Below are 26,072 nucleotides of genomic sequence, written 5' to 3'. Positions count from 1 at the left end.
TAGCGCGCTGGTTTGAAACACAATTTTAAAACGGTCCTCACTGTAAGAAGCTTGGTTACTTGTGGTTGCAAATGATGCTAAAAACGCTTGTGAAGTAGCAATTTCTGTTTGCGTGTTTAAGAAAGTATCTACTAAATATGGTGTTAAAGCTGTGTCAAAATTAGTCGTTTGAATTTTAAACGTATAATTTTTATTTGCGCCTAAACGCATAGTTTTCATCGCTAATTCATCTGAAGTAGTTACTGGTGCCGCTGCATCAATAGCTAGTTTAGTATTGTTTCTAAACCACGCAATGTTTTCACCTGCTGCTTCTAATTTTGTAGCATCACCAAGACCTAATTCGTTTGAGTACTCTGAACTAAAAACAGCTTTTGTAGCATCAATAGGATACCCGCCAATTGCCAATTCATTAGGATCATATAACGCTACCCCCAAACTAGGAGTATTTGCGGTTCTAAATACATTAGCACTAGTTGTCGCTTTATCTGCTTCTTCAAAGGTTAATATACCTGCACTTGAACCTGTATTCTTTACGAAAAACGCCTGACCAGGTTGAATGAATTGACCTACTGAGCCTCCACCACTATTACCTGTTGAAACATTATAAGCTACATAATTACCTCTCGCAGTTCCTGTTCCCATATTTGGAGCCCAGGCATAATAAGTTTCCTCAATACCTGTTTTAGTAACTAAATGCCAATCTACAGCACTTTGATAGGGGTTGCCCACTAAACTATGACCATTAGTAATTGTATTTGCTGTATTATTTATTGATGGTGTGCTGCCTGAACTTAAGGCAACAGTTCCTGTTTTTAAGGTTCCTGTAGCGCTTAATGTAATGGCTGCATTCATATTATCAGCTGAAGCTGAAGTGATGTTTGCAGGCGTTTTGTCTCCTCTAATTAAAACTCTATATCCTACTCCTGCAATTAAATTTGTATTATTGGTGTTGGCAATTGGTGTCCAACCGCTTACACCCTGTGCCGCTTGGTTGTCATAGGTATACATAGATGGGTTATTGGTTTCAGTAACATCAAAGCCGCCTGAAGCACCACTCGTACCCGTAATGTGTGTAGCCAATTGCCAGTTTTGTGAAATATTGTTGCTAGTGGTTACCGCCGGACTTAATAATCTAAAAGCGCGTTTGCCTAAAGGGATGTAACGTTCTACGGTAACACTGGTTGCACCCGCAAGGGTTCCTGTTGTTAATGGACCTAACATAGCTGTTCCTGTGGCATCTGATTTAAAGGTTACTGGTCTTGCTCCAAAATTAGCGGTTCCTGCTATAGTTAATACTTTACCTGGCGCAATATTTAATGTTCCTGTACCGCTTACTGTTAAACTTTTTCCTGCAGGAATAGTAACATCTACATCCATAACCGGTGCATTTGAACCGTTTGAAGAAATTAATACATCATCTGAAGAAGTTGGTACCGTACTTAATGACCAGTTACTTGCTGTGCTCCAAGAATTACTTGTGGTACCTGTCCAGGTGTTTGGAGTAAGTATTATTGAAATATTATCAACATATAAGTCCTCCATATCTGTATCAGAAAAAGCATTGAAGCCAAAATAATAAATACCGGTAGTGCTTGGAGTAAAATCTACAGTACTTGAAGGCGCCGAATTCGTTAATATATTAGTATGAGTTGCTAATGTTGTTGTCATACTAGCACTTGACGCAGCAACTCCATAAGCTACTTTTAAATTTTCTGGGTAAGAAGTTGTTGAACTACTACCATAATTATAGGAAATTCGATATGAAGTACCTGCCGTTAAATTAATTCCTGCTGTATAAAACCAAGCGTTAGCAGGATTATTGCCATTATATGAATAATTTAAACATTTAGTAGTAAAACCATATAATCCTGGACTGGCTGTTTTCCAATTATTACCTGTTCCTGCATTTTCAATACTGGTACAAATAGGTAACGCAGGAATAGTTACACTTTCAAAATCTTGAGAATAGGGTACTGAAACAGGATTACATTGTGTTGTAAAACTTGCACTTGCAGCCCAAGTACTTAAATCCCCAGAACCACAATTAGAACGTACCCACGAGTAATAAGTGGTACTTGCTGTTAATCCAGTAAAAGCATAATTAGTTCCTGACGACACATTGGCAGTTGGGCTTGTTCCAGCTATTGGCGCAGTATTCGTCGTACTGTAATAAACATCATAACCACTTGCTGGTGCAGATGCAGGAGCTGTCCAAGATAAATTTGCCGCCGAATTCGTGATTGAAGAAATTGAAAGTGATGTTGGAGCAGAACATGTTGGGGATAACTCTAACTTAAAATCGTCAAATGCTAAATAACTATAAGGAACATATGACGAAGTTATTCTAATTCCAAAATAATAAATACCCGAAGTTGAAGGAACAAAAGTTCTAGTAATTTGTGAATAATTAATAGCAGTAGTAGACGCTGTAGAACTGGTAATAAAAGAAGTCCCTAAAACTGTTTCACCTGAAGCTAATGCAGATGTATTATAAACTATGTCTCCTGTCCAACCACTGTAACCATCACCAACAAAATATGTACTAAAATCATAGGATACTCCTGCTGTTAATTGAAAACCAGGTGTCCAAATACGATCATTTGTACCTCCATACATACATCCAATATAATAATTTCCTGTTCTTGGGTCGTTATATGATGAAGTAGATGCACTTAGTGAACCCCAATTTATACCCGTTCCTTCTAGCCAACAGCTTGGAAATGTTGTTGTGCTTACGCTTGACAACCCTTCAAATCCTTCAGTCCAAGGCAAAGAGGAAACAGGATTACACGATGTTGTAAAACTAGCACTTGCTACCCATAAACTTACATCACCAGAACCACAATTAGAACGTACCCAAGAATAATAAGTGGTACTTGCTGTTAATCCACTAAACGCATAAGTTGTTCCTGAAGGCACATTGGCAGATGGGGTTGTCCCAGCAGTTGGCGCAGTATTCGTTGTGCTATAATACACATCATAACCACTTCCTGGAGCAGATGCAGGTGCTGTCCAAGATAATGAAGCACTATTGTTTGTAATAGATGATAAAACTAATGTGTTTGGAGATAAACAAGAGGGTATGGCTTCCACACTATAATTATCAAATGCTAAATAATAATCGCCACTTGTTCTATTTCCAGTAAGACGAATACGAATGTTTTGACCGACATAAGCACTTAAATTAAGTATATATTCTTGCCATCCAGCAACAGCATTGTTTGCAATAGTTTCAACATCTGTATAACTTGAGCCATTATCTGTAGAAATAGCGACGATAAAATTACCACTTCCACTTGCTGGAGGAGCATACGGAGAACTATAATTTGCTAATTTATACTTTACTACAAAACGGTAATTTGATGGCATTGAACCAATGATTGGCGTAGTAATAGCAGCTACAGGTTGAGTGCCATATAAATTTACATAGTAATAATTGGAGCTTAACGCTGGATTTACAGCTGTGATTGTTCCTACAGAACCAGCTGTTACTAGCCAGTTTGGAAAGGTAGCTACTCCTGTTGCGAAACCTTCTGACCAAGGTGTTGGAGAAATACTTGACGTTGACACTGAAATGGCGTTAGTGCCAGAAATTGCGCTGTAATAATAATCATAAGGAGCAGCACCACATCTTGTATATTCAAAAACTTTAACATAATAGGTAGTACCTAAAGTAAGACCTGTTACTGAAACGCTTGTTCCCGTTCCGTCATAGACAATTTGTTGGCCACTTCCTGTATAAACCGTATTTGCTGTATGCACTGCTGCACCTGTTGCATTTGAAGGATCAACGATGGCTGTATCGCTTAAATACACCACACGTCTGTTTCCGTTACCATTTACCCATGTAGTGGTAAAACCTGTATAACTAATTGAAGAAGCTACTGCATTGGTAACCTGTGTTACTGGATTAGCGGGCGGATTAATTGACACAGAGGGTGTTGCCGCAGCACCGCCACCATTAGCACACGTTACATTGCAACGGTAGTAAATAGTTGTACCTGCAAAAGCAGGTGGCGTATAAGTGGCTGTTGTTGCACCAGTACCAGTAGTAACATTAGCCCAAGTAGCATTATCTGTAGATTGCTCCCATTGAAACGTAATTCCAGTAACTCCTGAAGAAAAACCTGTATTCACTAGATTTGGTACGGTTGCACCGCTACACAAATATTGATTTGCTGTAGAAATAGTACCTGCTGTTGGCGTACCTGAACAAGGTGTTGGTGGTGCTTCAACTTTAATATCATCAACGTACATATTATTTCCATATGCACCAATTGCTTTAAAAATAACATATGTTGTAGCACTTGTTGTAGTAACATCATAAAAGTATTCATACCATCCATCTGAACCAACAGTAGGAGCTAAACTTCTTGATCTGTTTATTGTACCTAATAATGTAGCACCTGTTAAATTAGCACTAGTGTTTGTATAAATTTCAATTTTATCAGCATCAGTAGGATATCCATTATCTCTATACATCCAAAATGTTATACGTTTTGTTCCAGCAGTAGAAAAATCTAATACAGGCGTTATTAAAGATCTTACTCCTGTACCTGGACTAGAATATGAATTAAACATTGCCATACCTGTTCCTGAACGAGGAGAACATGTTGGATATGTTCCTGATGTAGCTCTTGTCCAAGTATTTGATCCTGAAGTAAGTAAATTAGTCCAACTAGAAGGCACGAATGTTGTCCCATCAAATGATTGATTAGCCAAATAGACCTGCCCCCAACCCATACTTGAAAAAAGTAAGATGAGTAAACAAGTAAGGTGTTTGATTGGTTTAATACAACTTATAGGATAGCTGTTTAAGTTACGCACTAGATTTTTAGTGCCTTTTTGTGTAATTGATTTTATCATAAATGCAATAAAATAGGTTAATAAATAGGGTATTGTTAGCTTTAAATTAATATAATCTACAATTTTACAATTAATTAATTTTATTTTTACATTATTTTCGATGAAGGGTTTATTTATTCGATGAAAAGCTGTTTAGGGGAGATAGGTGATGGGTGATGGGTGATGAATCAATTTAACAATTTGGAGATTTGAAGATTTGAAAATAAATTGGAATAACGAAGTTAAAATAATTTTTTTTTAGCGTATACCCTATACCTTTTTACCAAATAAAATAAAAAAACCGCCTCATATTGAGACGGTTTTTGTTATTTATTTAACCAGTTTTCTTTTATGAATTAGCCAATATGCTATTCCTATTGCTGTTATAAAAAGCAATGGTAAATAATCATCTACCGGAACGTCTTGTGTGTCATCTTGAAAAGGTTCTTGTGCTTGCAGTGTGAAAGTAACTAACACTAAAGCGATACTGTATATTATTTTTGCTGTATTTTTCATTTTGCTTCGTATTATTATTCTACAATCCATTTTACTTGTTTGGTTACGCCTTGTGAAGTAATGCTTACTAAATACACACCCTTACTTAAACTAGCACTTGGTGTTACCTGAATGGCATTTCCTTGGCTCATTACCGTTACCGGAATGTTTTGTCCTACAACATTGTATACTGAAACTGTTGCTTCTGTAATGCCATCAACATAGAAACTACCTCCTGCTTTTGCTGGGTTAGGATATAATTTGATGTTTTTTACAAAATCATCCGTAGTTAATGCGCTGGTTTGAAATACAATTTTAAAACGATCCTCACTGTAAGAAGCTTGGTTACTTGTCGTTGCAAATGATGCTAAATATGCTTGTGAAGTAGTAATTTCTGTTTGTGTGTTTAAGAAATTATCTACTAAATAAGGTGTTAAAGCTGTGTCAAAATTAGTAGTTTGAATTTTAAACGTATAATTTTTATTTGCTCCTAAACGCATAGTTTTCATCGCTAACTCATCTGATGTAGTTACTGGTGCCGCTGCATCAATGGCTAGTTTAGTATTGTTTCTAAACCATGCGATGTTTTCACCTGCTGCTTCTAATTTCGTAGCATCACCAAGTCCTAATTCGTTTGAGTAATCAGAACTAAAAACAGCTTTCGTTGCATCAATAGGATACGCTCCTATTGCTAGTTCGTTAGGATCATATAACGCTACCGCCAAAGTAGGAGTATTTGCGGTTCTAAATACATTAGCACTAGTTGTCGCTTTGTGCGCTTCTTCAAAGGTTAATGTACCTGCACTTGAACCTGTATTCTTTACGAAAAACGCTTGACCAGGTTGAATGAATTGACCTACTGAGCCTCCACCACTATTACCTGTTGAAACATTATAAGCTACATAATTACCTCTCGCAGCTCCTGTCCCCATGTTTGGAGCCCAGGCATAATACGTATCCTCAATACCCGTTTTAGTAACTAAATGCCAATCTACTGCGCTTTGGTATGGGTTGCCCACTAAACTATAACCATTAGTAACTGTGTTAGTTGTACTATTAATTGATGGTGTACTACTTGAACTTAAGGCAACGGTTCCTGTTTTTAAGGTTCCTGTAGCGCTTAATGTGATGGCAGCATTCATATCATTAGCTGAAGCTGAAGTGATATTTGCAGGCGTTTTGTCACCTCTAATTAAAACTCTATATCCTACTCCTGCAATTAAATTTGTATTATTGGTGTTGGGAATTGGTGTCCAACCGCTTACACCCTGTGCCGCTTGGTTGTCATAGGTAAACATCGACGGATTATTGGTTTCAGTAGCATCAAAGCCTAAACCAGTTGCACCTAAACCACCAGTAATATGGGTTTGTTCTTGCCAGTTGCCTGAAATAAACGTTGTGGTGGTTACCGCAGGGCTTAATAATCTGAATGCGCGTTTTCCTAATGGAATGTAGCGTTCTACTGTTACGTTGCCGGTTATTGCTCCAGTAATTGGTGGTACGTTTGCGGTTCCTGTTGATGATGATTTTAAAGTTAAGTTATCACCAGTAGTTAAAGTTCCACCAATTAGTGATAATCTATTTGTAACATTCACAGCGCCGCTCAACGAGGTGTTTCCGGTTACAACAAAATCTGTAAAAGTTCCAGCGCCGATAGTACTTCCTGCAATACCTAATCTAGAATTGCTATTTCTTAAATAAATGTTTGCATTAGTAACTGTTGTATAATCTGTGCTGTTAACACCCGTATCAGCACCATCTATTACTCTTCTTAAACCACCATCTACTAGTGGTGTTGAAGCAGGAGTACCTTCAGAAAAAGTTCCTCCAGTTAAAGTCCCATATCCAACAGCATCAATAATTGTATTGTCTGAAACGCGCTGTATGGCTATTTGACCACTCGCCCCGGCAAAACCTGCCGTAAAAGAACCATCTCTAGTTAAGTTACTAGTAAGACCTGTTGTTATAGTAGTATCTGGCGATAATAACCAAAAACTATATGGTGCTAAACTACCTGATAGAGTTGCTCCAGCGGTCCCTGAACTTCCAGAACTTGATTGGTATGATAATTTAAGAGTAGACAAATCGATGGTATTCCCTGTTTTATTAACTATTTCAACATATTCATTTGATCCACCTGAATAATCTGGACTAAACTGATTAATAACCACATCACCAACAGCAATATCTATTCTAATAGTTTTTACCCCCCCTGCAGTTGAAGGATTGTCTCCTAATTTGTTACCCGCTGATAAAGTAATATTTGTAAAAGGGGTAGACGTAATATTTATATTATTTCCTGGAGTAGCTCCAGACGCAACATCCACAGTTAGTAATAAGAAGCTAGTTCCAATATTTAACTTTTGTGTCAAACCTGAAAATGTTATAGTATTTCCAGTAGAAACAATCCCTTGTCCTGATCCTAGTTGTGTTGCACCCGATAAACTATTTACGGTATTGTACCAAAGTTTAAAACCATTTGCTGTTAAATCACTAGGTACATAAGTACCGGCAGTAGTTAAAGTTAAACTATTAATATCTGTTGCATTATCAGCAGTTACAAGACTTAATTGATATAATATTTGATTGTTTATATTATTAATAATGTTCCCAACCGTTGGACCCACCTGTGAAATAGTTACGTTTGGCGAAACAGTTGTGACTGTATGGTCATTTCCAGCAACTACTGGGTCAGCTCCTGTTTTGTTACCAGTTGCAAAAGTAATATTGTTAAATGCAGTTGAAGCAGTTGATAAAGTTCTTCCATTAACTGCATTGTACGCAACATCAGCAGTAAACCATAAATAACCAGTAACACCTGAATTAATGATTTGACTTAAACCTGAAAACGTAATAGTATTACCTGAAGCAACAATTGCTTGAGCCGAACCTAGCTGAGTAGCAGCGGAAAAAACATTGGAAGTGGTGTAATATAATTTAAAACTTGAAGCCACTAAGTCACTAATTTGATAGGTACCGCCAGTAGTAATTGTAACGCTATTTAAAGAGGCATTAGCAGTAGTAGCAGCCAAAGCAATCGAACCAAAAACTTGGTTGGTTGCATTCTGATTAATACCAGATGCTGTTGGGTGATTACTTGAAATAGCAATATTTGGTGTAACAGCAACAAATGTTTGTGCGCCTGATGCCGAAATGGAACCTGTTGGTGAACCTGAAGCAAAAGTAAACGTTGGGTTTGCAGCAATACTTACAGTTTGAGCGGCTGTAGCATTTGCATCAATATCTGCTGTTATCCAAAAATATCCTATATTACCATTTGTAATTGTTGTATTAAGAGAACTAAATGTAATTGTACCTGCTGAAGCTACACTTGGTTGAGTGGTTCCTATTTGGATTGCTGAACCAAATGTATTTGATGAAGCGTTGTACATTAATTTATAATTACTAACGTGTGAACTTGTAGAATAAGTTCCATCTGTTACTACTGTCATAGCATTTAAACTCGCATCTGCAACTGTAACTGCAGCTTGGAAATTTGATAATATATGTGATGTAGCCCCTTGATTTACATTACCTGCCGCTATCTGAGAAGGTGATGAGAGTGCAATAGATGGGGTTGCGGTAGATGCTGTTGTTCCATTAAGCTGAACATTAACTATATTTGAACCAACATCAAAGCCACCACTACCACTAGTTGCTGTGGCCCCATAACCATAAATACGAAAGGTTGTAGCTGTTGTTAAACTCGTTAACCCAGAAATAGTAATAGTATTCGATGTACCCAACGCAGCTGCAGTTGATATAGTTCCTAAGTCTGCAGCAAAAGCATCAGCTGAAGAGCGCAAGGTTAAACTTTTTGGTCCAGTCCCAGATTTATCCCATTGAAAAACAAAAGAGGTTGGTGTAAAACTAAAACCTGAATTTGGAGTAACAATAAATTGTATGTAATCATTTCCCGCTATAGCTTCTGACAAAGTATTACCTGCTGCAGTTGCAGTATTTCCAGTATTGAACCACCCGGTACCTCCAAATCTGTTTGAATTTGAAGCAGAAGTAATAGTCCCCTGAGTAAGGTTAGCTGCTGAAATATTTGCATTATTGAATATACTTGGTTCAGTTGTTTCAGTACCTGTATTCGCAAAAGTATTCCATTGAAGCAGTTGCCCCCAACTCACACCCATTCCCAACACCGTCACCACTAGTGCTAGCAGATTCTTCAACCGTATTGCCTTTTTTTCTGAGTTGCTTGATGCCAAAGGGATTAAAAAATTAAATGGTAGTATGTATTTCATAAAATTGTTGTTTAAAAAGTTATCTATTAGGGATTTATTATTCTTTTTCAAAAATAATAAAATAATCATCGATAAAAGCAAAAAAGTATTAACAAATTGTTAATAAATGTGGGAGTGTTGGGTGATGGATGATGGGTGTTGGGAGTGAGAAGTTTTTTAAACCACAAAGAACACTAGGAAGGCACTAGGAGCGCAAAGGTTTTTTTAATTAAACATATAAGGAAGTAGCCATGAAATATGGTAAAGTAGGTTGTAAGTCTGTTTTCGGTTGTCTGTTCTCTGTTGTCGGTTGTCAGTTATCACTTTTTACTTTTCACTCTTCCCTAATCCCTTTTCCCCTCTATAAAACGATCCACATCAAAAGGCATGGGAACTAGCGTGAAAAAAATAATTTGGACGTCCATACTAATAGTGCGATTTTCTGCATACCATTTGTTTATTCGTACTTTGTCTGGCCAGATGACCTCATCGTTGTAGTGTTGTGGGTGAGTTTGTTGCGCTAAGATGTGTTCTTCGTTGCGGTATTTTAAGGAAGCTAAACCGGTGATGCCTGGTTTTAGGTTTAAGATAATACGGTCTGCACCCTCTAATTTATCGGCATAGCCAGCTACATCTGGACGAGGTCCTACTAACGTCATTTCGCCTTTTAAAATATTAAGAAGTTGCGGAAGTTCGTCTAACTTGGTTTTTCGTAACATTCTTCCCCACAAGGAGGTTTTATTTGTTTTGACATGTAGGGTTCGTAACTTATAAATCAGAAATGATTTTCCGTATTGCCCTATTCGCTCTTGTGTAAAAAAACCATTTGATTGTGTGTCAATTGCTGTGATAGCTATCACTAAAAGTAAAAAAACAAAAGCAATTAACAGAATTACCATACTAGAAGTTTAACGGGTCTATTCTTGAGGTGTATGAATAAATTCGGGTACTAATTCGGTAAATGCTTCAATTAATTCCGCTTTATTTTCAAACGTGTTGTTGTTTAATTTGAATAAAAATTCCTCTACTTTTTCGTAACAAAATATTGGATCTTGTGCAATTAAGATTTTTGGATGATACGTAGGTAGCGTTTTTGAAGTATCAGCTAAGACTTCTTCATATAACTTTTCACCTGGACGTAAACCGGTATAGATAATGTCAATGTCGTCATAGGGTTCTTTTCCGCTTAAGCGAATCATTTTTTCTGCTAAATCTTTGATAAAAATGGGTCTACCCATATCAAAAATATAGATTTCACCCCCTGCTCCCATGGTTCCTGCTTCTAAAACTAACTTACAAGCTTCTGGAATGGTCATAAAGAAACGGTTAATTTCTGGATGCGTTACGGTTATGGGTCCGCCCTCCTTAATTTGTTTTTCGAATAAATTCACCACAGAACCGTTAGAACCTAACACATTACCAAAACGTGTGGTGATGATTTGTGTTTTATCTGAACTTTTTTGGTTATGAAAACGCGCCTGCACCATTATTTCTGCAATTCGTTTTGAAGCACCCATAACATTTGTTGGGTTCACAGCCTTATCCGTAGAAATGAAAACCAATCGGTTGGTTTTAAATTCTAAAGCAGCATCTAGTATATTTTTCGTGCCAAAAATATTTACTTTTACCGCTTGCATGAAATTAGTTTCTAAGACTGGAACGTGCTTGTATGCTGCAGCATGAAAAACAATATCGGGTTGGTATTTTTGGAACAGTTTTGTAACTTCTGCTTTATTGGTGACATCTACTAATTCATAGTTACAAATCAAGTTTGGAAAAGCTGCTGAAATGGTAAGTTGAATGGAATTCAACGGCGTTTCTGCTTGATCTAAAATAATAATTTGATTGGGATTAAAATTGGATAGTTGGTTGACAATTTCGCTTCCAATAGATCCAGCTCCTCCTGTTACTAATATGGTTTTACCATTAAATGTATTGATGACGCTTGGGTTGTTAATGCTTATTGTGTCGCGAAACATCAATTCATCAATGGTGTATTTTTTAAGGGATTTTAAAGTGTTTGCATTGGAATCAAATCCGCTCATTAATTTAGGGTTGTAGACATTAATTTTAAAGCGCAAACAATCATTTAATAATTCTACTTCTTCATTTTCTGGTAAATAATTCTTAATTAAAACCACATGTTTTATTTTGTTGTAACGTAAAATAGCAATGATTGAATTGGTTTTGGCTATAACGGGAATTCCCAATACTTTTTTATCGTTTAGGAATTTATTTTTGTCAATAAAAAACTGCAACTTGTATTGCGAATTATCATTAACAAATACTTCTGCCATTGCAATTGTAGTACTGTTAACTCCAATAAATACAATGTTTTCAATTACAGAGATTTCTTCGTTTCCGGTGAAATATTTAAAAAGTGTTTTAATTAAAATTCGGAAAGAAACTAATGAAAAAAAGATGAAAAGTGCGGAGAAAAAAACAGTTAATATTACAAACACGTGTTGCCCTTGTATAAAAAAATAACCGTAATCTAGTATAGCTATAGTGACGAAAGAAGAAAAAACTGCTTTGAAAATTCGGGCAGCATCCCCCACACTAGAGTAACGAATGATTCCTTTGTAGGTTCTAAAAATAAAGAAATAGAAACCATAGGTAAAAATTAAGAATGCTAGTCGAACTTGGACAGAAAAGGCATTGTGGAATTTTACCCCTATTTTCTTAAAAATAAAAAAGGAAATAGTGCCAATTATAAAAGAAATAACTATATCAATTAATAAAATAGACCATGAGGGTAAAAAACTAAGTTTTTTTAAATTTATGAAGGTTTTAATTTTAGATTGCATACTTGGGGAATTATTATACACAAAGTTATACTTTTTTTGACTAAAAAAAATATAAGATTGGTTTTTTTCAGTTCTTGTTGAAAATTTAAATACTTATATTTACCAAAATTTTAAATATGAATCGTTTTTTGGTTGTTTGTTTTGTGTTGTTTTTTAGTAATGTTTTTGGGCAACAACGGGTTCATGTGAATGCGGCTACTACGCTACTTGGCTTTCCTTCAGTAGGTTATGAAAAAGGCTTGGGCAAACGATTTAGCTTTCATATTGATGCTATTGGTTCCGTGTTCAATAGTTATAACGGTATGCCCTTGCGCTTTTTAATTGTTACCCCTGAAATTCGTTATTATTCGAAGCCCGAGCTAACCGGTTTTTATGTGGGAGGACATATTGGAGGAAGTACGTTTAATTTGCAAAAATATGGTTATGAAAATACTAATTATTATCAGAAAGGGTATAATTATATGGCCGGTATTAGTATTGGTTATGTGTATGCCATAACCGAGAAGTTTGCTTTAGAAGCTTTTGTAGGTGGTGGTACGATTCAAAGTTTTTATAAAGGATACGATAGCACAACTGGTGTGCGTTATGAAGATGCCGATAAATTTAATAAAAGTGGCGAATGGTTGCCTTATCGTGGTGGGGTGAATTTGATTTGGAAAATTTGAGGGTAATTAGTCAATGTGCCAATGAGCTAATGTGCCAATTAGTGAATTAGATATTTAGATTGTTAGATTGATGAAGTGGAAATTTGAGATTTACGATTTGGGATTTACGAAAAGCTAACGGCTGATTGCTGACAGCTTATGCTTTAACCGCAAAGTTCGCGAAGTTTTACGCCAAGCGCGCTATGAGAATTGTATAAAGCGTGTTTTGGATGTTGAAGTGTGACCATATAAGGCATATAAGGAAATATAAGAAAATGCTTCGCATTCAATAGCACAAATAAGCGATTTTAAAACATTGAGGCATTAAGAGCATTAAGATTTTATTTATTTCAAATTAAATAGTAATAATTGCTGAAAACTGAATGCTTTAACCGCAAGGTTCGCGAAGTTTTTCGCAAGGAACGCAAAGGGAATTAACTTATACGTGAGTTTTGAAATAAAAAATGAAATAGACAATAAAAAAACCGCCATCTGGCGGTTTTTTTATTGGTGTTTGAAAATAGTATGTATTGCTTTTTTTATTCGGGTGCGATCCTCATCAGTAAGATTAGAACCGGAAGGCAAACACAATCCCGTTTCAAAAAGTGTTTCGGCTACCTGCTTTCCGTAATACGGGTAGTTGAAGAAAATGGGTTGTAAATGCATGGGTTTCCACAACGGACGGGATTCAATATTTTCAGCATCTAAGGCTAACCTAAGTGTTTCTCTTGTGATGCCTTTGGTTTTGTTTTCGTCAATGGTAATGGCACTTAGCCAATAATTAGCATAATAGTCTTCAGTTGGAGAAGAAAATACTTCCACGCCTTCAACTCCTGCAAATACTTCTACATAAAAATCGTGCATTTGTCTTCGTAAGGCAACATGCTTGTCTAATACTTCCATTTGCCCTCGTCCAATACCTGCACAAATGTTGCTCATGCGGTAGTTGTAACCTATTTCACTATGTTGGTAATGCGGTGCGTTATCTCTAGCTTGTGTAGCATAGAAAATGGCTTTTTCTTTTAGTGCTTCCGTTTGCGTGACTATTGCTCCACCACCAGAAGTAGTAATGATTTTATTACCATTAAATGACAAAATACCAATATTTCCAAACGTACCACATTTTTGTCCTTTGTATGTGCTGCCTAATGCTTCTGCACTATCTTCAAGAATTGGAATTTGATACGTATCTGCTACGACTCTGATTGCTTCAATTTGATAAGGCACTCCGTATAAATGTACTGCAATAATCGCCTTTGGTTTCTTTCCTTTTTGGATTCGAGCTAAAATAGCTTCTTCTAATGCTACGGGACAAAGGTTCCAAGTTTGTGTTTCGCTATCTACAAAAACAGGTGTGGCACCAAGATATAAAATTGGGTTTGCCGATGCTGAAAATGTCATGCTTTGGCAAATTACTTCGTCACCCGGTTGTACACCTAATAAGATTAAACCTAAATGAATAGCAGCTGTGCCTGAACTTAATGCGCCTACGTGAGCATTATTCCCCAAATAGTTTTCTAAGTCTTGTTCTAATCCGTTTACGTTTGGACCTAAAGGCGCCACCCAATTGGCATCAAAGGCTTCTTGTATGTATTGTTGTTCGGTTCCTCCCATGTGTGGCGAGGAAAGCCATATTTTTGAGTTATTCATTTTCTATAGAATTATATTTTATAATTTTTCCAGGATTTCCAACAATCACAGCATAATCAGGAACATCATTTAGCACAACTGTTCCTGCGCCAATGGTTGCCCATTTTCCTATTTTAACACCTTGGATAATGGACGACCCAATTCCTATATGAGCGCCTTCTCCTATGGAAACATTTCCAGCCAAAGCGGCATTTGGTGATAGGTGTACAAAATTATCTAAAACACAATCATGTTCTATAACCGCGCCTGAATTAACGATACAATGTTTCCCTACTTTAACATTGGGATTTAAAATTGCACCCGCCATAATAACGGTGCCTTCTTCTATAGTTACATGAGTAGCTATAATTGATGTTGGATGAATTGCTGTTAGATAATTAGTGAATATTTGACTCACTATCTTTTGTCTTGTTTTATTATTCCCGATTGAAATAATTAAAGATTTATTATGAAAAAAATTTGTTTCTGGTGTCTTAATAACTGGAATGTTGAAAATTTTATCGACAATTGGTTTGTCATCAATAATACCTTCAATTACATCTAAATTTGATTTTTGAATGATATCAATTACCACTTTACAATGTCCGCTAGCTCCAAATAAATACATATTAGTTTCCTTTAAATGTTTCTGCTGAAACTGAATTTTCAGCGGTTATTCCTTCTCGTTTAAACACTTTTTTAATTGTTAAAAATAAAATTTTACAATCTAATACAAATGACATATTATCCACATACCATGTATCGTATTCAAATTTTTGTTGCCAACTGATAGAATTTCTTCCGTTTACTTGTGCCCAACCCGTAATACCTGGTTTTACCTCATGTCTTCTATTTTGCGATTCGTTATATAAGGGCAAATATTCGGGTAACAAAGGTCTTGGCCCTATCAAACTCATGTCTCCTTTTAGTACATTTAATAATTGTGGAATTTCGTCTAAAGAAGTCTTTCGGACAAAAGCACCAATTTTTGTTAATCGGTTTGCATCCGGAAGTAAATTTCCTTCATTATCTTTTTTATCGTTCATAGTTTTGAACTTTATTATTTTAAATATTTTGCCGTTTTTGCCCGGTCTTAGTTGAAAAAAGAACGGTTTTCCTTGATTTGCAATAATCAAAAGTAAAATAACTAGTAACAAAATTGGAAAAGATATACTAAAAACAACTAAAGAAAAGATGAAATCTATTAAGAATTTTAAATAACTTCTATACATTATGCTGCTTATTTTCAATTAACAAATTATTATATTCATTTAATAAAGCATCCCAAACTAATTGTTGTTCAAAACGAGATACTATTTTGTCTCTTGCATTACTAACTAATTGATTTCTCCATGATTTGTCATTGAGTATTTTGAGCATTGACTCAAATAAAGAATCAGCGTCTTTTAAAGGTATTATAGTTCCATTAATGCCTTCTTCAATAATTTCATTACAACCATTTATATTTGAAACTATGCTTGGCAATGCCATAGCTCCTGCCTGCATAACAACATTAGGAAATCCTTCCCGATAGCTAGGAAAAACCAAACAATTACTTACAGCAAAATAAGGGCGTACGTCTCTTTGAAAACCAACTGAAATAATATTTGAATTTTTATCGATTTCATTAATTGTATGTTTAAATAAAGGATCTAAATCAGGTTCAAGCCCGCCGACTAAAAGTAATTTTACATTACAATCTTTTATTTTAGAAAACGCATCAATTAATTCATTAATTCCTTTATCTCCTACCAATCGTCCAACAAAAACAAAAACAAAATCTGCTTTTTGAATGTTTAATTTAGTTCGTAATTCGCGCCTTTGTTCTTCTGAAATTCTTTCTGAATCGAAATAAGTTGTATCAATTCCATTAGAGCTTCCATTTGCAATAACTTTCATTTTTACAGATGATCCTAATTCTTGATTAACGATAAATTCATACAACCCTTTTGAATTAGGATAAACTTTTGTGGCACAAGCATAAGTAACTTTTTCAACAAAATTTAATACTTTGCGTTTCATTCCTGTAGCTTCCATTAAGGGCAATCCGGCAACTGTATGTAATCTGATAGGTACATTTGCCAACTTTGCGGCTAACATTGAAACTATACCCGCTTTAGGCGTATGGGAATGAACAATTATTGGTTTTTCTTTTTTAATTACTTTGTAAAGATGATATACAGAAAAAAAATCGTTAATTGGAGTAATTTTTCTACTCATTTCAATCTCAATTACTCTAATTTCTTCTTCTTTACTTACTTCGTGCAATGTACTGCCAGCGCTTGAAACTCCAATCACTTCAAATCCGTTGGTTGACATAAATTTGTGCTGCCCTTTCAATAATATTTTAAGAGATTCCGGTACTGTTGTAACTCGTAATAATTTAGGCTTCATACGTATTTTTATACCATTTTTGAAAACAATAATAGGTCCAAACTCTAAAAGTATTGTCCATTTTTGAACTCAAGTGATCTTCTACCATTTTTGAAATAACATCAAATTGAAATATATTTTGTTTGATGACAAATACTTTATCAATATACGATAATAATTCTGAACGCAACTCAGAACGTAACCAATCGCCAACAGGCACGCCAAACCCTTTTTTGGATTTATTTAAAAAATCTTTTGGAAAATAATCTTTAAACGCTTCTTTAAGTATGTGTTTTTTATCCCAACCATTTATAAGATAGGAATCTGGTAATTGATTGGTAAAATCCCAAAGTTTCTTATTTAAAAACGGCGCTCTACATTCTAATGAAGCCAACATACTAGTTCTATCCACTTTAACCAACATGTCTCCTTCCAAACTCAATTGTTTGTCAATGGCTCTAAAATTAGTTATTGAATTGTTTTTAGAATTTATTAAATTTTTATAATAATTTAAGGTTTTTGGTTTATAAACATTTGATTGTAATATATCTTTTATCTCAACTTCATTAAATCCTAACGAAATTATATTATAATAAAAATCACCTTCATAGTTTATTGACTTAAGCAATCTACTAGCTTTAAATCTAAGTCCTCTTGAATCCTGTTTAGTGCTTAACAATTTATTTACTATTTGCAAACTACTGGTATGCAATTTTTGTGGAATTAGGGACGTGTATTTTTGATTTAACCTACCCATGTAGTATTTATTATACCCTCCAAAAACCTCATCGCCGCCATCACCTGTTAAGGCTACTTTAACAAAATCTTTAGTTTTTTTTGACACCAAATAAGTAGCCAATGCAGAAGAATCGGCAAAAGGCTCATCAAAATTTAATATAATTTCGTCAATATTAGCTGTTAAATCTTTTTCAGAAATAATAAATTCGTGATGATTACTATTAATTAATTTTGATACCAAACGCGATTTGTCTGACTCATCAAATGATTTTTTTTCAAAGCCAACAGAAAAGGTGTCTATTTTTTTTTCTTGTTGTTGTGACAAACACAAAGACACTACAGAAGAATCTACACCACCCGATAAAAAAGTACCAAGCGGAACATCGGAGATAGCTCGTGTAAGCACACTGTTTTGAACTAAATCGTGTGTTGTTTTTGTTGCTTCTTTTTTTGATTGTATAGTAAACTTATTGATTGGCTTTTCAATTTCAACTATTAAATAAGAATTTTCATTACAATCCAATTCAATAAAATGATTGGCTTGTAATTTATGAATTCCTTCATAAATAGTAAACGGTGCTGGGATATATGTCAATTGAAAATATAATGACAAACCAGTTGTATCAATTTCTGGCTTGCTTGGTAATGTTGCTATTATCGATTTTAATTCGGAAGCCCATATAAAACCATCATTTGTTTGTGAATAATATAACGGCTTCTCTCCAAAAAAATCTCTAGCTATAAGGACTTTTCCAATAGTTTTATCATAAATACTAAAAGCAAACATTCCGTCTAACTTTCCAAAAGATTTCACGCCTTCTTTTTCATAGAGTTTTAAAATTACTTCTGTATCCGAATTAGTTTTAAAATTGCAGCCTTGTTCGATTAATTGCTCCTTTAGTACCTTATAATTATAAATTTCTCCATTAAAAACTATAACTTTAGATTGATCTTCTGAATAAATAGGTTGATTACCCGTGCTTAAATCGATTATAGACAGCCTACGCATACCCATCGCAATGCCAAAATGATCCTCCATAGCAACAAATTCGCCATCAGCATCTGGACCTCTATGAATAATTAAGTTATTCATTTTCTCCAATTGCTCCGCAATATTTTTACCCTTATTTATAGCTAAAAAACCATTAATTCCACACATTTATTTTAATTTTTAAATTTGATAATGATATAATTTATACCATCTAGTATAAACAAAAAATACTATAAAGAGAATAGGTAAACCCAAACTAAGCCATCGCGTTGTTAACTCTATATACCAAACTTTTGTTTCATGCGCTTCGTGAACTTTGTGTACTTTTATTTTATTACTTGAAACAATATTTATGTAATTATCAATACTGTTTTTTTTATACCCTAATTTTAAAAGCTTACTTCGAATCAAATAATGATTTTGAAAATTATTTAATTCAGAAGAACCAAAAGGTAAAACTATACCAAAGTCAGGGTCCAAAATAAGCCATTTTTGGTTAACAAATACCTCTGAAAAAACATGGCCCTCAAAACTTACAAAACGTGCATTGATGTTGTTTAATTTTGCTATGTCATTTATAACTCTAGCTTTTTGAGAACATACAGCGGCATCGCTAAGCACAATATATTTTGAATTTTGCGTATATAAAATTGTTTTTCCTTTAATAAAATGAAGAAGATACAAAAGCCAATTATGTTGAAACTTCAATGCAGCAGGAGCAACAGCATGTGGCAATGTTTTAAACACCACTTCATTGAGAGTATAAAAAAAATTAGCATCAACTTTTTTTATTTGCTGACGATTAATCAGGTTTAATAATGTATCTCGTGAATAAATCTGATAATTATAACCAGGGATATTTCCAGCTTGAACAGTTGACTTGGGTGGCAAAGAAATTCCAAAAATAGTTACCACCGTAAGACAAATTGAAAGTAAAAAAAACAAGTTAAAAATATTTTTCACAGAAATATATTCTTTAAGTTATTTGTTTTTTTCCAGCCAAGACTGGAACATTAAAATTACCCATAGTTGCTGTTGCCAATTTCTTTTACCAGATAAATGCTCCTCCCACTTTTTTCTAATCGGCTTCGGGTTAAAAAACCCTTCTTGCAAAAGTCTATCTTCATTTAATAATTTTTCCGCCCAATCCCTTAAATCACCTCGCAACCAAGTATCAATTGGGACGCCAAATCCCATTTTAGGTCGGTCAATTAGTTCTTTTGGAACATATTTATATAAAACCTCTCTTAAAACCCATTTGGTTTTATTGTCAAATATTTTGTAGTCTAAAGGCAAACTCCATGCAAACTGCATTACACTATGGTCAAGAAAAGGCACTCTAGTTTCTAATGAGGTTGCCATGGCAGCCCTATCCACTTTACATAAAATATCATCGGGCAAATAAGAAATTAAATCCATTGCCATCATCTTAGAAATGGGATCAAATTTATTAATTTGACTAGGTGCAGCTTCTTTTAATGCAAATACATCTTCGCCCCCAATTACAATACTAGAAGGTGTGTACCAAGAAGAAATTATTCGGTCATATAGTTCCAAATTACTAGAACTAGTTATAATCCCCATGGCTTTATGAATTTTATCTCCAATATTTCGTTTTTTATTAAAAGAGGCATCGAAAGATAAAATTTTAAAAAGAGAATTATATGTTTGAGGTGAAACGCTTGTAAGTAATTTGGAAATAATTTGCCTCAAACCAATTGGAAATATAGCTATTTTTTTCCATAAATTATTTGCAAATAAATAGCGATTATATCCACCAAATAACTCATCAGCGGCATCACCTGAAAGTGAAACCGTAACCGACTCACTGGCTAATTTTGAAACTAAATAGGTTGGTATTTGAGATGAATCAGCGAAAGGTTCATCATAAAAATAAGGTAATTGAGGTATAACATTCAAAGCATCTTTTTCAGTTACATATAGTTCCGTATGATCTGTTCCTATATGTTCTGCTACTTTCTTTGCATAATGCGCTTCATTATAACCATCTTCTTTAAACCCAATGGTATAGGTTTTAATGGGTGCGTCTGACAACGATTGCATTAAGGCTACTATTACAGAAGAATCAATTCCGCCTGATAAAAAAGCTCCTAAAGGCACATCGGCCATCATTTGTTTTTTTACCGCATTTGTCAATATACTATTTAATTGTTCAACCGCTTGATCTTTATTTCCAGTAAAAGGTTTTTCATAAGAATCCATCATCTGATTTAAAGAAGACCAATACACTGCTGGTTTTGAGTTTTTTGAATTTAAAGAAACCGTGAGAAATGATCCAGGAGATAATTTGTAAATATTTTTATAAATACTATATGGTGCGGTTACGTATGCATACTTAACATATAATCCTAGAGCGTTTCTATCAATTTCAGATTTGAAAAGCGGGTTTGATTTAATTGATTTTAACTCAGAACTAAAAAAAAAGGTGCTTTCTTGCCATCCATAAAACAATGGTTTTTCCCCAAATCTATCACGACCAATTGTTAGTTCATCTGTGTAACTATCCCAAAGAGAAAAAGCAAACATACCGGTTGTTTTTTTTAAAGTAGCCTCAATACCCCAAACTTCAAAACAATTAATTAGCGTTTCCGTGTCTGAACTACCCTTCCATACGATAGTAGTATTAGTAGTGGTACATAAAGACAATTCATTCCTCAGCTCAAGATGATTATAAATCTCACCATTTAAACAAATCGTATATCTACCCCCATTTGACGACATGGGTTGAGCACCAGTGGGCGATAAATCTACAATTGAAAGCCTTCTGTGCCCCAAATAAATTCCTTTCGTACTATCAACCCAAAATCCATTTGAATCAGGTCCTCTATGAATTATTTTATCTGTACTATCCTTAAGTACCTTAATAAGCTCTAATTCATTTGTATTAACGGAAGTTAAAAATCCATTTATTCCACACATATTATATTATTTTTTTATTCCAACTGCACACCAGAACGGGACAGTGTTATTAAATTTAATTTCGACCAAACCCGCTACATTCTGTATGATGAATAACAAAAATCTATGTTATTCGAAGTTTCCGTACACTCATCGAAAGCGTTTGAATGAAAAATACCGACAAATAATTCTGAATGTTCATTAGCTATCAAATCAGACGGATCAAATATTTCCCAATCATCACTAAAGCTACAGACCCTGCTTTTATTTGCATTTTGCTTTTTCATATTTGCCAATAATTTTTTGGGTCAATACATCAATACCATAATTTTCTTGAATTCTAATTTTTAAATAATTACCTAATTTTTTTCTATCATATTCAGGTAAATCAATTAAATATTTGAGAGCTGATGAAAGTTTATTAGAGTCTTTTATCGGAACAATAGATTTTTCACACGCTTCTCCAAGCATTAAAGCCGCATCTCCAACATCAGTTGAAACACATGGCAAACCAACACACATGGCTTCTGCAAGACTATTTGGAAATCCTTCAGAAATAGAGTGCAAACAATAAATGTCAGAATTAAATAAAATATTGTTAACATCAGACCTGTAACCCATTAATAGAATATTATCAACTTTTTGGGTAACCTCCTTGATTTTTTTTGTAAGAAAATCATTATTCCTATCAACACCTTCGCCAACCATAATGAAATAAACATTATCATAAAATTCTAATATTTGGCCTGCTGCCTCTATAAAGTTATTGTGGTCTTTAAAAGAATCATACCTAGCTACAGATGCAATAATAAGCGCGCCACTATCTTTAATTCTTTTAATCTCAATAGGTAAATTATTATTAGTAAAGGCATCAATTTCAGTAAAGTCATAACCATTAGGAATAACAGACATAATTTTACTGTTGTATCCCAAGGACTTGTGAGATTTTTTTGCAGATTCTGAAACACAAATAATTTCAACGGGTAATAAATATGAAAAAAATGCAGAGATTAAATTTATAAAATAAGTCATTGACATTTTATTCAATGAACTATGAGTTGAACGCAACGACCAAATTACTGGTGCTGAGAAAAATGATAATAAACCTGCAAAAACATTAGAATGATACATCCATGAATGAACTAATGATGGTTTAAATTTTCGAATTAAATTTAAATAAGTATAAACAGCTAAAGGAATACTAAATACATTTTTTATATTTAAACTTATCACTTGAATGCCTAATGACTCAAATTCTTTGAGCAACTTTCCTGGTGGAGTTAAAGTAACAATCTTAATATCAAAATCGTTTCTCTCATAAAGTTTAGTACATAAACGTAATAAAGACATTTCAGCTCCACCAACATTTAGACCAACAATTACGTGTAATATTCTCATTACGTTAGTATATTATATTATTGAATAATAACTTATTTAAAATTATGTTAGATAGTATTATATTTAAAATAATTTTTTTTACGACAACTCTTTTTTAAAAAACAAATTAAAAATCTTACTAATTCTTGGTATTCTTCTATCAATGTCAACAAACACAATGTTTTCAGAAATAGATAATGTATGAACAGCTTTAACGCTGTTGTCCCATTTAGGAAGAATAACATCACGTAAAGTCTCAGTATAAGATTCTTTATTTATTTCTACTATTTCATTAATATTAACCGAATAACCATATCTCTCAGAACAATCTTGTGATGGTCTGAATGTTTTATTAGCTAATTTAAATATTGCCCCAGCGTTCCTACTAAATTTGATATCGGAAGAGACCGGGTTGTTAACAAATTTTTTAAATTCACCCTCAAAGAGATTATCGGTGTAATACAAATTTAAATTAGATGAAGGTGAAGCGCCTAAAAAGGTAGATTCATTTACTAAAAGCCAAAAAACACCATCATGAATATGTAATACAGGATCTACAGCATGTATGTTATCAATTAATACTCTTTCTAATGTCCACTCGTATGGAAATTTTTGTGCTTTATACATCCTAATTTGATTTGCCTTCTGTGTTTCAGGAATCATATAGTATTCGCCGTTCAGAAAAAATACATTTGGAAAACTCATATGAAAAGATTCCTCTAAAATTTTTCCCTTGTAAATAACTTTTTTTGAAATTTTATTAATTTCAAGTAATGCGATTGTTCCTTTATTTTGGGAAAAAATAACCTCCTCAATAAACACGTATATTGTGTCATCATGTTCAATTACAAAAGGATCAGCAAAATATCTGTCAAATGGCGGAATAATTCTTTTGAAATTATATAGGTTTAAGTGAATATTGTCGTTGGTTTTAAGAAATTTATAGCACAATTGCCATTGTTCAAAATACCAAAATTTATATACTGCTAAATAAAAATATCCTACTAATAACTTAAATAATAATATAAATCCTTTTAAAAAAGTTGGTCTTTTAAAAATAGGATATGAATAAATGTCTATGTCTCTAGACTTACGAAGTTTGTCTATTTTAACTAAGTAATTTTCGATACCCAAAATCTTAAATTTTTCTAAATTATCCCATAACATACCAGCGGCATTTGCATACAAGGTAGAAATATTTGAAAAATAATTAATTTTATTGGTTTGAACTGAAACTTTATCTAAGACCAAACCTCCATCTAATACCTCAGATAATATCTGCAATGTAGCGGCGGTAGTGTTCTTTTTTTCAATAAATTCCCAAAAGCCAGCAGGTCCACCTCTACTGTCCTTTGTATCACCGTGATGTAAAGACCAAATTCCTAATTTAGGTAAATTTAGTATCCCGCCTTTTAATATTCTAAAGCCAAATCTTATAAATAAATCACATTCATGTTGGGCGATGTTATCAATATCCCCCGACTTAAACTCATCCGTAAATTTATTCTCTATTACTTCCACACGCAAAATGGGTGTTGAATTTAATGACAATTTAGATTCAATAGATAAATTTGAAAAGAGATTTACATAATCATTGTTTTTTATAATGTATTTATATATAAATTTATTAATAATCTTAATTAAGAAATAAGGGTAATATTTTATTTCAAAAAATCTATTTAATAAATTATTATTATCCGTTTGGCTTTTATTGTTTTTAAGCACAACTAATGATAAATTTAAACTGGAATCTTTAAGGATTCTATCAACTATTTCATTAACCCAAAGCGGCTGTTCAAAGCCATCAATTAAAATTCCGATTTTAATCATATTATTTTGATAAAAAAATTAGTTAAATTTTCAATTAATTAGAAAACTATTGTGCTAAAATATATAAAATGCTTTTTAATTGCAAAAATTAGGTTTTAATAGATTTCAATTTACCTATTAAAAAAAGTAAAACGCCTACCGCAGGTAAATGGTGTCGAATTGCTGTACCCCAATTACTAGTTCCTAAAGACCAAAGGACTTCCATAACGAAAAAACAAAATAATAGAAACCTTAAATCTGCATCAAATTTACTTCTTGTCTTTTTGTTAAAAACATATTTGATTGTGTAAAATAAAAATATAAATCGTAATGAATTTTCTACAAAAACTACAACATCAAAAAAGTTTTTTACACGCCAAGGAAATGGCTCAAGTAAATATTGTAAAAAGTTTGTGAAAAACCCTATAACAGGATTAGAAGTACCGAACAAAATTGGATAAGTTGAGTTTGCTTCTAAAGATCTTCCTATTTCATTAAATTTTTCAACACTTTCTGACAAACTTGATGAAGGTATGAGATATCCTTTAAACAAAGAACCAAAAAAAGTAAACAAAATTGAAAAAATTACAAAAACAAAAACCGATTTCTTAATAGTAAATTTACTTAATAGAAAATAAGCTAAAATTAAAATAGAAAAACCAATAAAAACATGATGAAGCAGACATAAAATAAATAATGAAATAAATAATTTAAAAAAAAATGAAACCTTACCAAATTTTATATAATTTATCCCAAAATAAACAACAAAAATTAAAAACAGCATTTGATATGCCTCCCTCATTGTGTCGCTTGCGTAAAAAAGAGAAGACGGCAAGAAACAGTATAAAAATAAATAAATTTTAACTTGTTTGTTACTAAATCCTAATAGAGTACAAACTTTTTTAAAATAAATTGCGCTTATTAGCCAAACAATCCAAGATAATAAAAACCCAACAATTCGAGAGTTACTAAAAATAGAATAAAAAAAACTTAACCAATAAGAATATATCCAACCAATGTAAAAATTATCAAAGTGGAAATTATTACTTAACTCATAAGCTAAATTATGGAAATCTGTAGAATCTGAGGGTGGCAGTATAACATTATCATTTAATAAAACCAAACTGACAAAAACCCTAATTACTAAAGAACCAAAAATTATTAAGAATAGTAGTGGTTTCATGCTAATGATTTTAATTTTAAAAGAATAATG

General features: G+C 33.5%; 16 protein-coding genes. 1 reads left to right on the top strand and 15 read right to left on the bottom strand.

Annotated elements, in window-relative coordinates; genetic code table 11:
• From ACIQZC_RS00190 to ACIQZC_RS00170, 5 genes are all read right to left on the bottom strand, one after another.
• Positions 1-4,866 (bottom strand): fibronectin type III domain-containing protein (locus ACIQZC_RS00190; RefSeq protein WP_396137215.1); only part of this gene is annotated, 4,866 nt, incomplete at its 3' end.
• Positions 4,867-5,175: 309 nt separating this feature from the next.
• The gene (locus ACIQZC_RS00185) at positions 5,176-5,391 is read right to left on the bottom strand and encodes a hypothetical protein (RefSeq protein ID WP_396137214.1); all 216 of its coding nucleotides are present in this window, start codon (positions 5,389-5,391) and stop codon (positions 5,176-5,178) included.
• On the bottom strand, positions 5,376-9,593 hold the full coding sequence (locus tag ACIQZC_RS00180; RefSeq protein WP_396137213.1) for a T9SS type A sorting domain-containing protein: 4,218 nt from the start codon (positions 9,591-9,593) through the stop codon (positions 5,376-5,378). The genes ACIQZC_RS00185 and ACIQZC_RS00180 overlap by 16 nt, the downstream gene beginning before the upstream one ends.
• Before the next feature lie 323 nt (positions 9,594-9,916).
• Positions 9,917-10,471 carry a sugar transferase gene (locus ACIQZC_RS00175; protein ID WP_396137212.1) on the bottom strand — a complete coding sequence of 185 codons (555 nt, stop codon included), beginning with the start codon at positions 10,469-10,471 and terminating at the stop codon, positions 9,917-9,919.
• A gap of 18 nt (positions 10,472-10,489) precedes the next feature.
• Complete coding sequence (locus ACIQZC_RS00170) at positions 10,490-12,379, bottom strand: polysaccharide biosynthesis protein (RefSeq protein ID WP_396137211.1); 1,890 nt, start codon at positions 12,377-12,379, stop codon at positions 10,490-10,492.
• Positions 12,380-12,495: 116 nt separating this feature from the next.
• On the opposite strand from ACIQZC_RS00170, the gene ACIQZC_RS00165 reads away from it, so the two are divergent.
• Positions 12,496-13,044 (top strand): DUF3575 domain-containing protein, encoded by a 549-nt coding sequence (locus tag ACIQZC_RS00165; protein ID WP_396137210.1) that lies wholly within the window; start codon positions 12,496-12,498, stop codon positions 13,042-13,044.
• Between the two features lie 483 nt (positions 13,045-13,527).
• Here the strand turns inward: ACIQZC_RS00165 and ACIQZC_RS00160 are convergent, their stop codons facing one another.
• From ACIQZC_RS00160 to ACIQZC_RS00115, 10 genes are all read right to left on the bottom strand, one after another.
• Positions 13,528-14,673: a DegT/DnrJ/EryC1/StrS family aminotransferase gene (locus ACIQZC_RS00160; RefSeq protein ID WP_396137209.1), complete on the bottom strand. Its 1,146-nt coding sequence runs from the start codon at positions 14,671-14,673 to the stop codon at positions 13,528-13,530.
• Complete coding sequence (locus ACIQZC_RS00155) at positions 14,666-15,280, bottom strand: acetyltransferase (protein WP_396137208.1); 615 nt, start codon at positions 15,278-15,280, stop codon at positions 14,666-14,668. The genes ACIQZC_RS00160 and ACIQZC_RS00155 overlap by 8 nt, the downstream gene beginning before the upstream one ends.
• Before the next feature lies 1 nt (position 15,281).
• Positions 15,282-15,884 (bottom strand): sugar transferase, encoded by a 603-nt coding sequence (locus ACIQZC_RS00150; RefSeq protein WP_396137207.1) that lies wholly within the window; start codon positions 15,882-15,884, stop codon positions 15,282-15,284.
• Positions 15,877-17,046, bottom strand: coding sequence for a glycosyltransferase family 4 protein (locus tag ACIQZC_RS00145; RefSeq protein WP_396137206.1), 1,170 nt, complete (start codon positions 17,044-17,046; stop codon positions 15,877-15,879). The genes ACIQZC_RS00150 and ACIQZC_RS00145 overlap by 8 nt, the downstream gene beginning before the upstream one ends.
• Positions 17,036-18,922, bottom strand: coding sequence for an asparagine synthase (glutamine-hydrolyzing) (gene asnB / locus ACIQZC_RS00140; protein ID WP_396137205.1), 1,887 nt, complete (start codon positions 18,920-18,922; stop codon positions 17,036-17,038). The genes ACIQZC_RS00145 and asnB (ACIQZC_RS00140) overlap by 11 nt, the downstream gene beginning before the upstream one ends.
• Positions 18,923-18,934: 12 nt before the next feature.
• Positions 18,935-19,717 (bottom strand): hypothetical protein, encoded by a 783-nt coding sequence (locus ACIQZC_RS00135; protein WP_396137204.1) that lies wholly within the window; start codon positions 19,715-19,717, stop codon positions 18,935-18,937.
• 18 nt (positions 19,718-19,735) lie between these two features.
• Positions 19,736-21,694: an asparagine synthase (glutamine-hydrolyzing) gene (gene asnB, locus ACIQZC_RS00130; protein ID WP_396137203.1), complete on the bottom strand. Its 1,959-nt coding sequence runs from the start codon at positions 21,692-21,694 to the stop codon at positions 19,736-19,738.
• Between the two features lie 243 nt (positions 21,695-21,937).
• Positions 21,938-23,071 carry a glycosyltransferase gene (locus ACIQZC_RS00125; RefSeq protein WP_396137202.1) on the bottom strand — a complete coding sequence of 378 codons (1,134 nt, stop codon included), beginning with the start codon at positions 23,069-23,071 and terminating at the stop codon, positions 21,938-21,940.
• 78 nt (positions 23,072-23,149) lie between these two features.
• Positions 23,150-24,880: a hypothetical protein gene (locus tag ACIQZC_RS00120; RefSeq protein ID WP_396137201.1), complete on the bottom strand. Its 1,731-nt coding sequence runs from the start codon at positions 24,878-24,880 to the stop codon at positions 23,150-23,152.
• A gap of 88 nt (positions 24,881-24,968) precedes the next feature.
• Positions 24,969-26,042, bottom strand: a complete 1,074-nt coding sequence (locus ACIQZC_RS00115) for a hypothetical protein (RefSeq protein WP_396137200.1) — start codon at positions 26,040-26,042, stop codon at positions 24,969-24,971.
• Between the last annotated feature and the right edge of the window lie 30 nt (positions 26,043-26,072).

The sequence above is a fragment of the Flavobacterium sp. genome (genome assembly GCF_044338735.1).
Lineage (GTDB): Bacteria > Bacteroidota > Bacteroidia > Flavobacteriales > Flavobacteriaceae > Flavobacterium.
Note: the sequence above shows the minus strand (reverse complement) of the source record. Positions and strands in the feature narration are given on the sequence as shown.

Coding starts and splice junctions, on each gene's coding strand:
- ACIQZC_RS00180 (WP_396137213.1), bottom strand. CDS start 9,593: ATGAAATACATACTACCATTTAATTTTTTAATCCCTTTGGCATCAAGC.
- ACIQZC_RS00185 (WP_396137214.1), bottom strand. CDS start 5,391: ATGGATTGTAGAATAATAATACGAAGCAAAATGAAAAATACAGCAAAA.
- ACIQZC_RS00165 (WP_396137210.1), top strand. CDS start 12,496: ATGAATCGTTTTTTGGTTGTTTGTTTTGTGTTGTTTTTTAGTAATGTT.
- ACIQZC_RS00160 (WP_396137209.1), bottom strand. CDS start 14,673: ATGAATAACTCAAAAATATGGCTTTCCTCGCCACACATGGGAGGAACC.
- ACIQZC_RS00150 (WP_396137207.1), bottom strand. CDS start 15,884: ATGTATAGAAGTTATTTAAAATTCTTAATAGATTTCATCTTTTCTTTA.
- ACIQZC_RS00125 (WP_396137202.1), bottom strand. CDS start 23,071: ATGAGAATATTACACGTAATTGTTGGTCTAAATGTTGGTGGAGCTGAA.
- ACIQZC_RS00120 (WP_396137201.1), bottom strand. CDS start 24,880: ATGATTAAAATCGGAATTTTAATTGATGGCTTTGAACAGCCGCTTTGG.
- ACIQZC_RS00115 (WP_396137200.1), bottom strand. CDS start 26,042: ATGAAACCACTACTATTCTTAATAATTTTTGGTTCTTTAGTAATTAGG.
- asnB (WP_396137203.1), bottom strand. CDS start 21,694: ATGTGTGGAATAAATGGATTTTTAACTTCCGTTAATACAAATGAATTA.
- ACIQZC_RS00155 (WP_396137208.1), bottom strand. CDS start 15,280: ATGTATTTATTTGGAGCTAGCGGACATTGTAAAGTGGTAATTGATATC.
- asnB (WP_396137205.1), bottom strand. CDS start 18,922: ATGTGTGGAATTAATGGTTTTTTAGCTATAAATAAGGGTAAAAATATT.
- ACIQZC_RS00145 (WP_396137206.1), bottom strand. CDS start 17,046: ATGAAGCCTAAATTATTACGAGTTACAACAGTACCGGAATCTCTTAAA.
- ACIQZC_RS00170 (WP_396137211.1), bottom strand. CDS start 12,379: ATGCAATCTAAAATTAAAACCTTCATAAATTTAAAAAAACTTAGTTTT.
- ACIQZC_RS00175 (WP_396137212.1), bottom strand. CDS start 10,471: ATGGTAATTCTGTTAATTGCTTTTGTTTTTTTACTTTTAGTGATAGCT.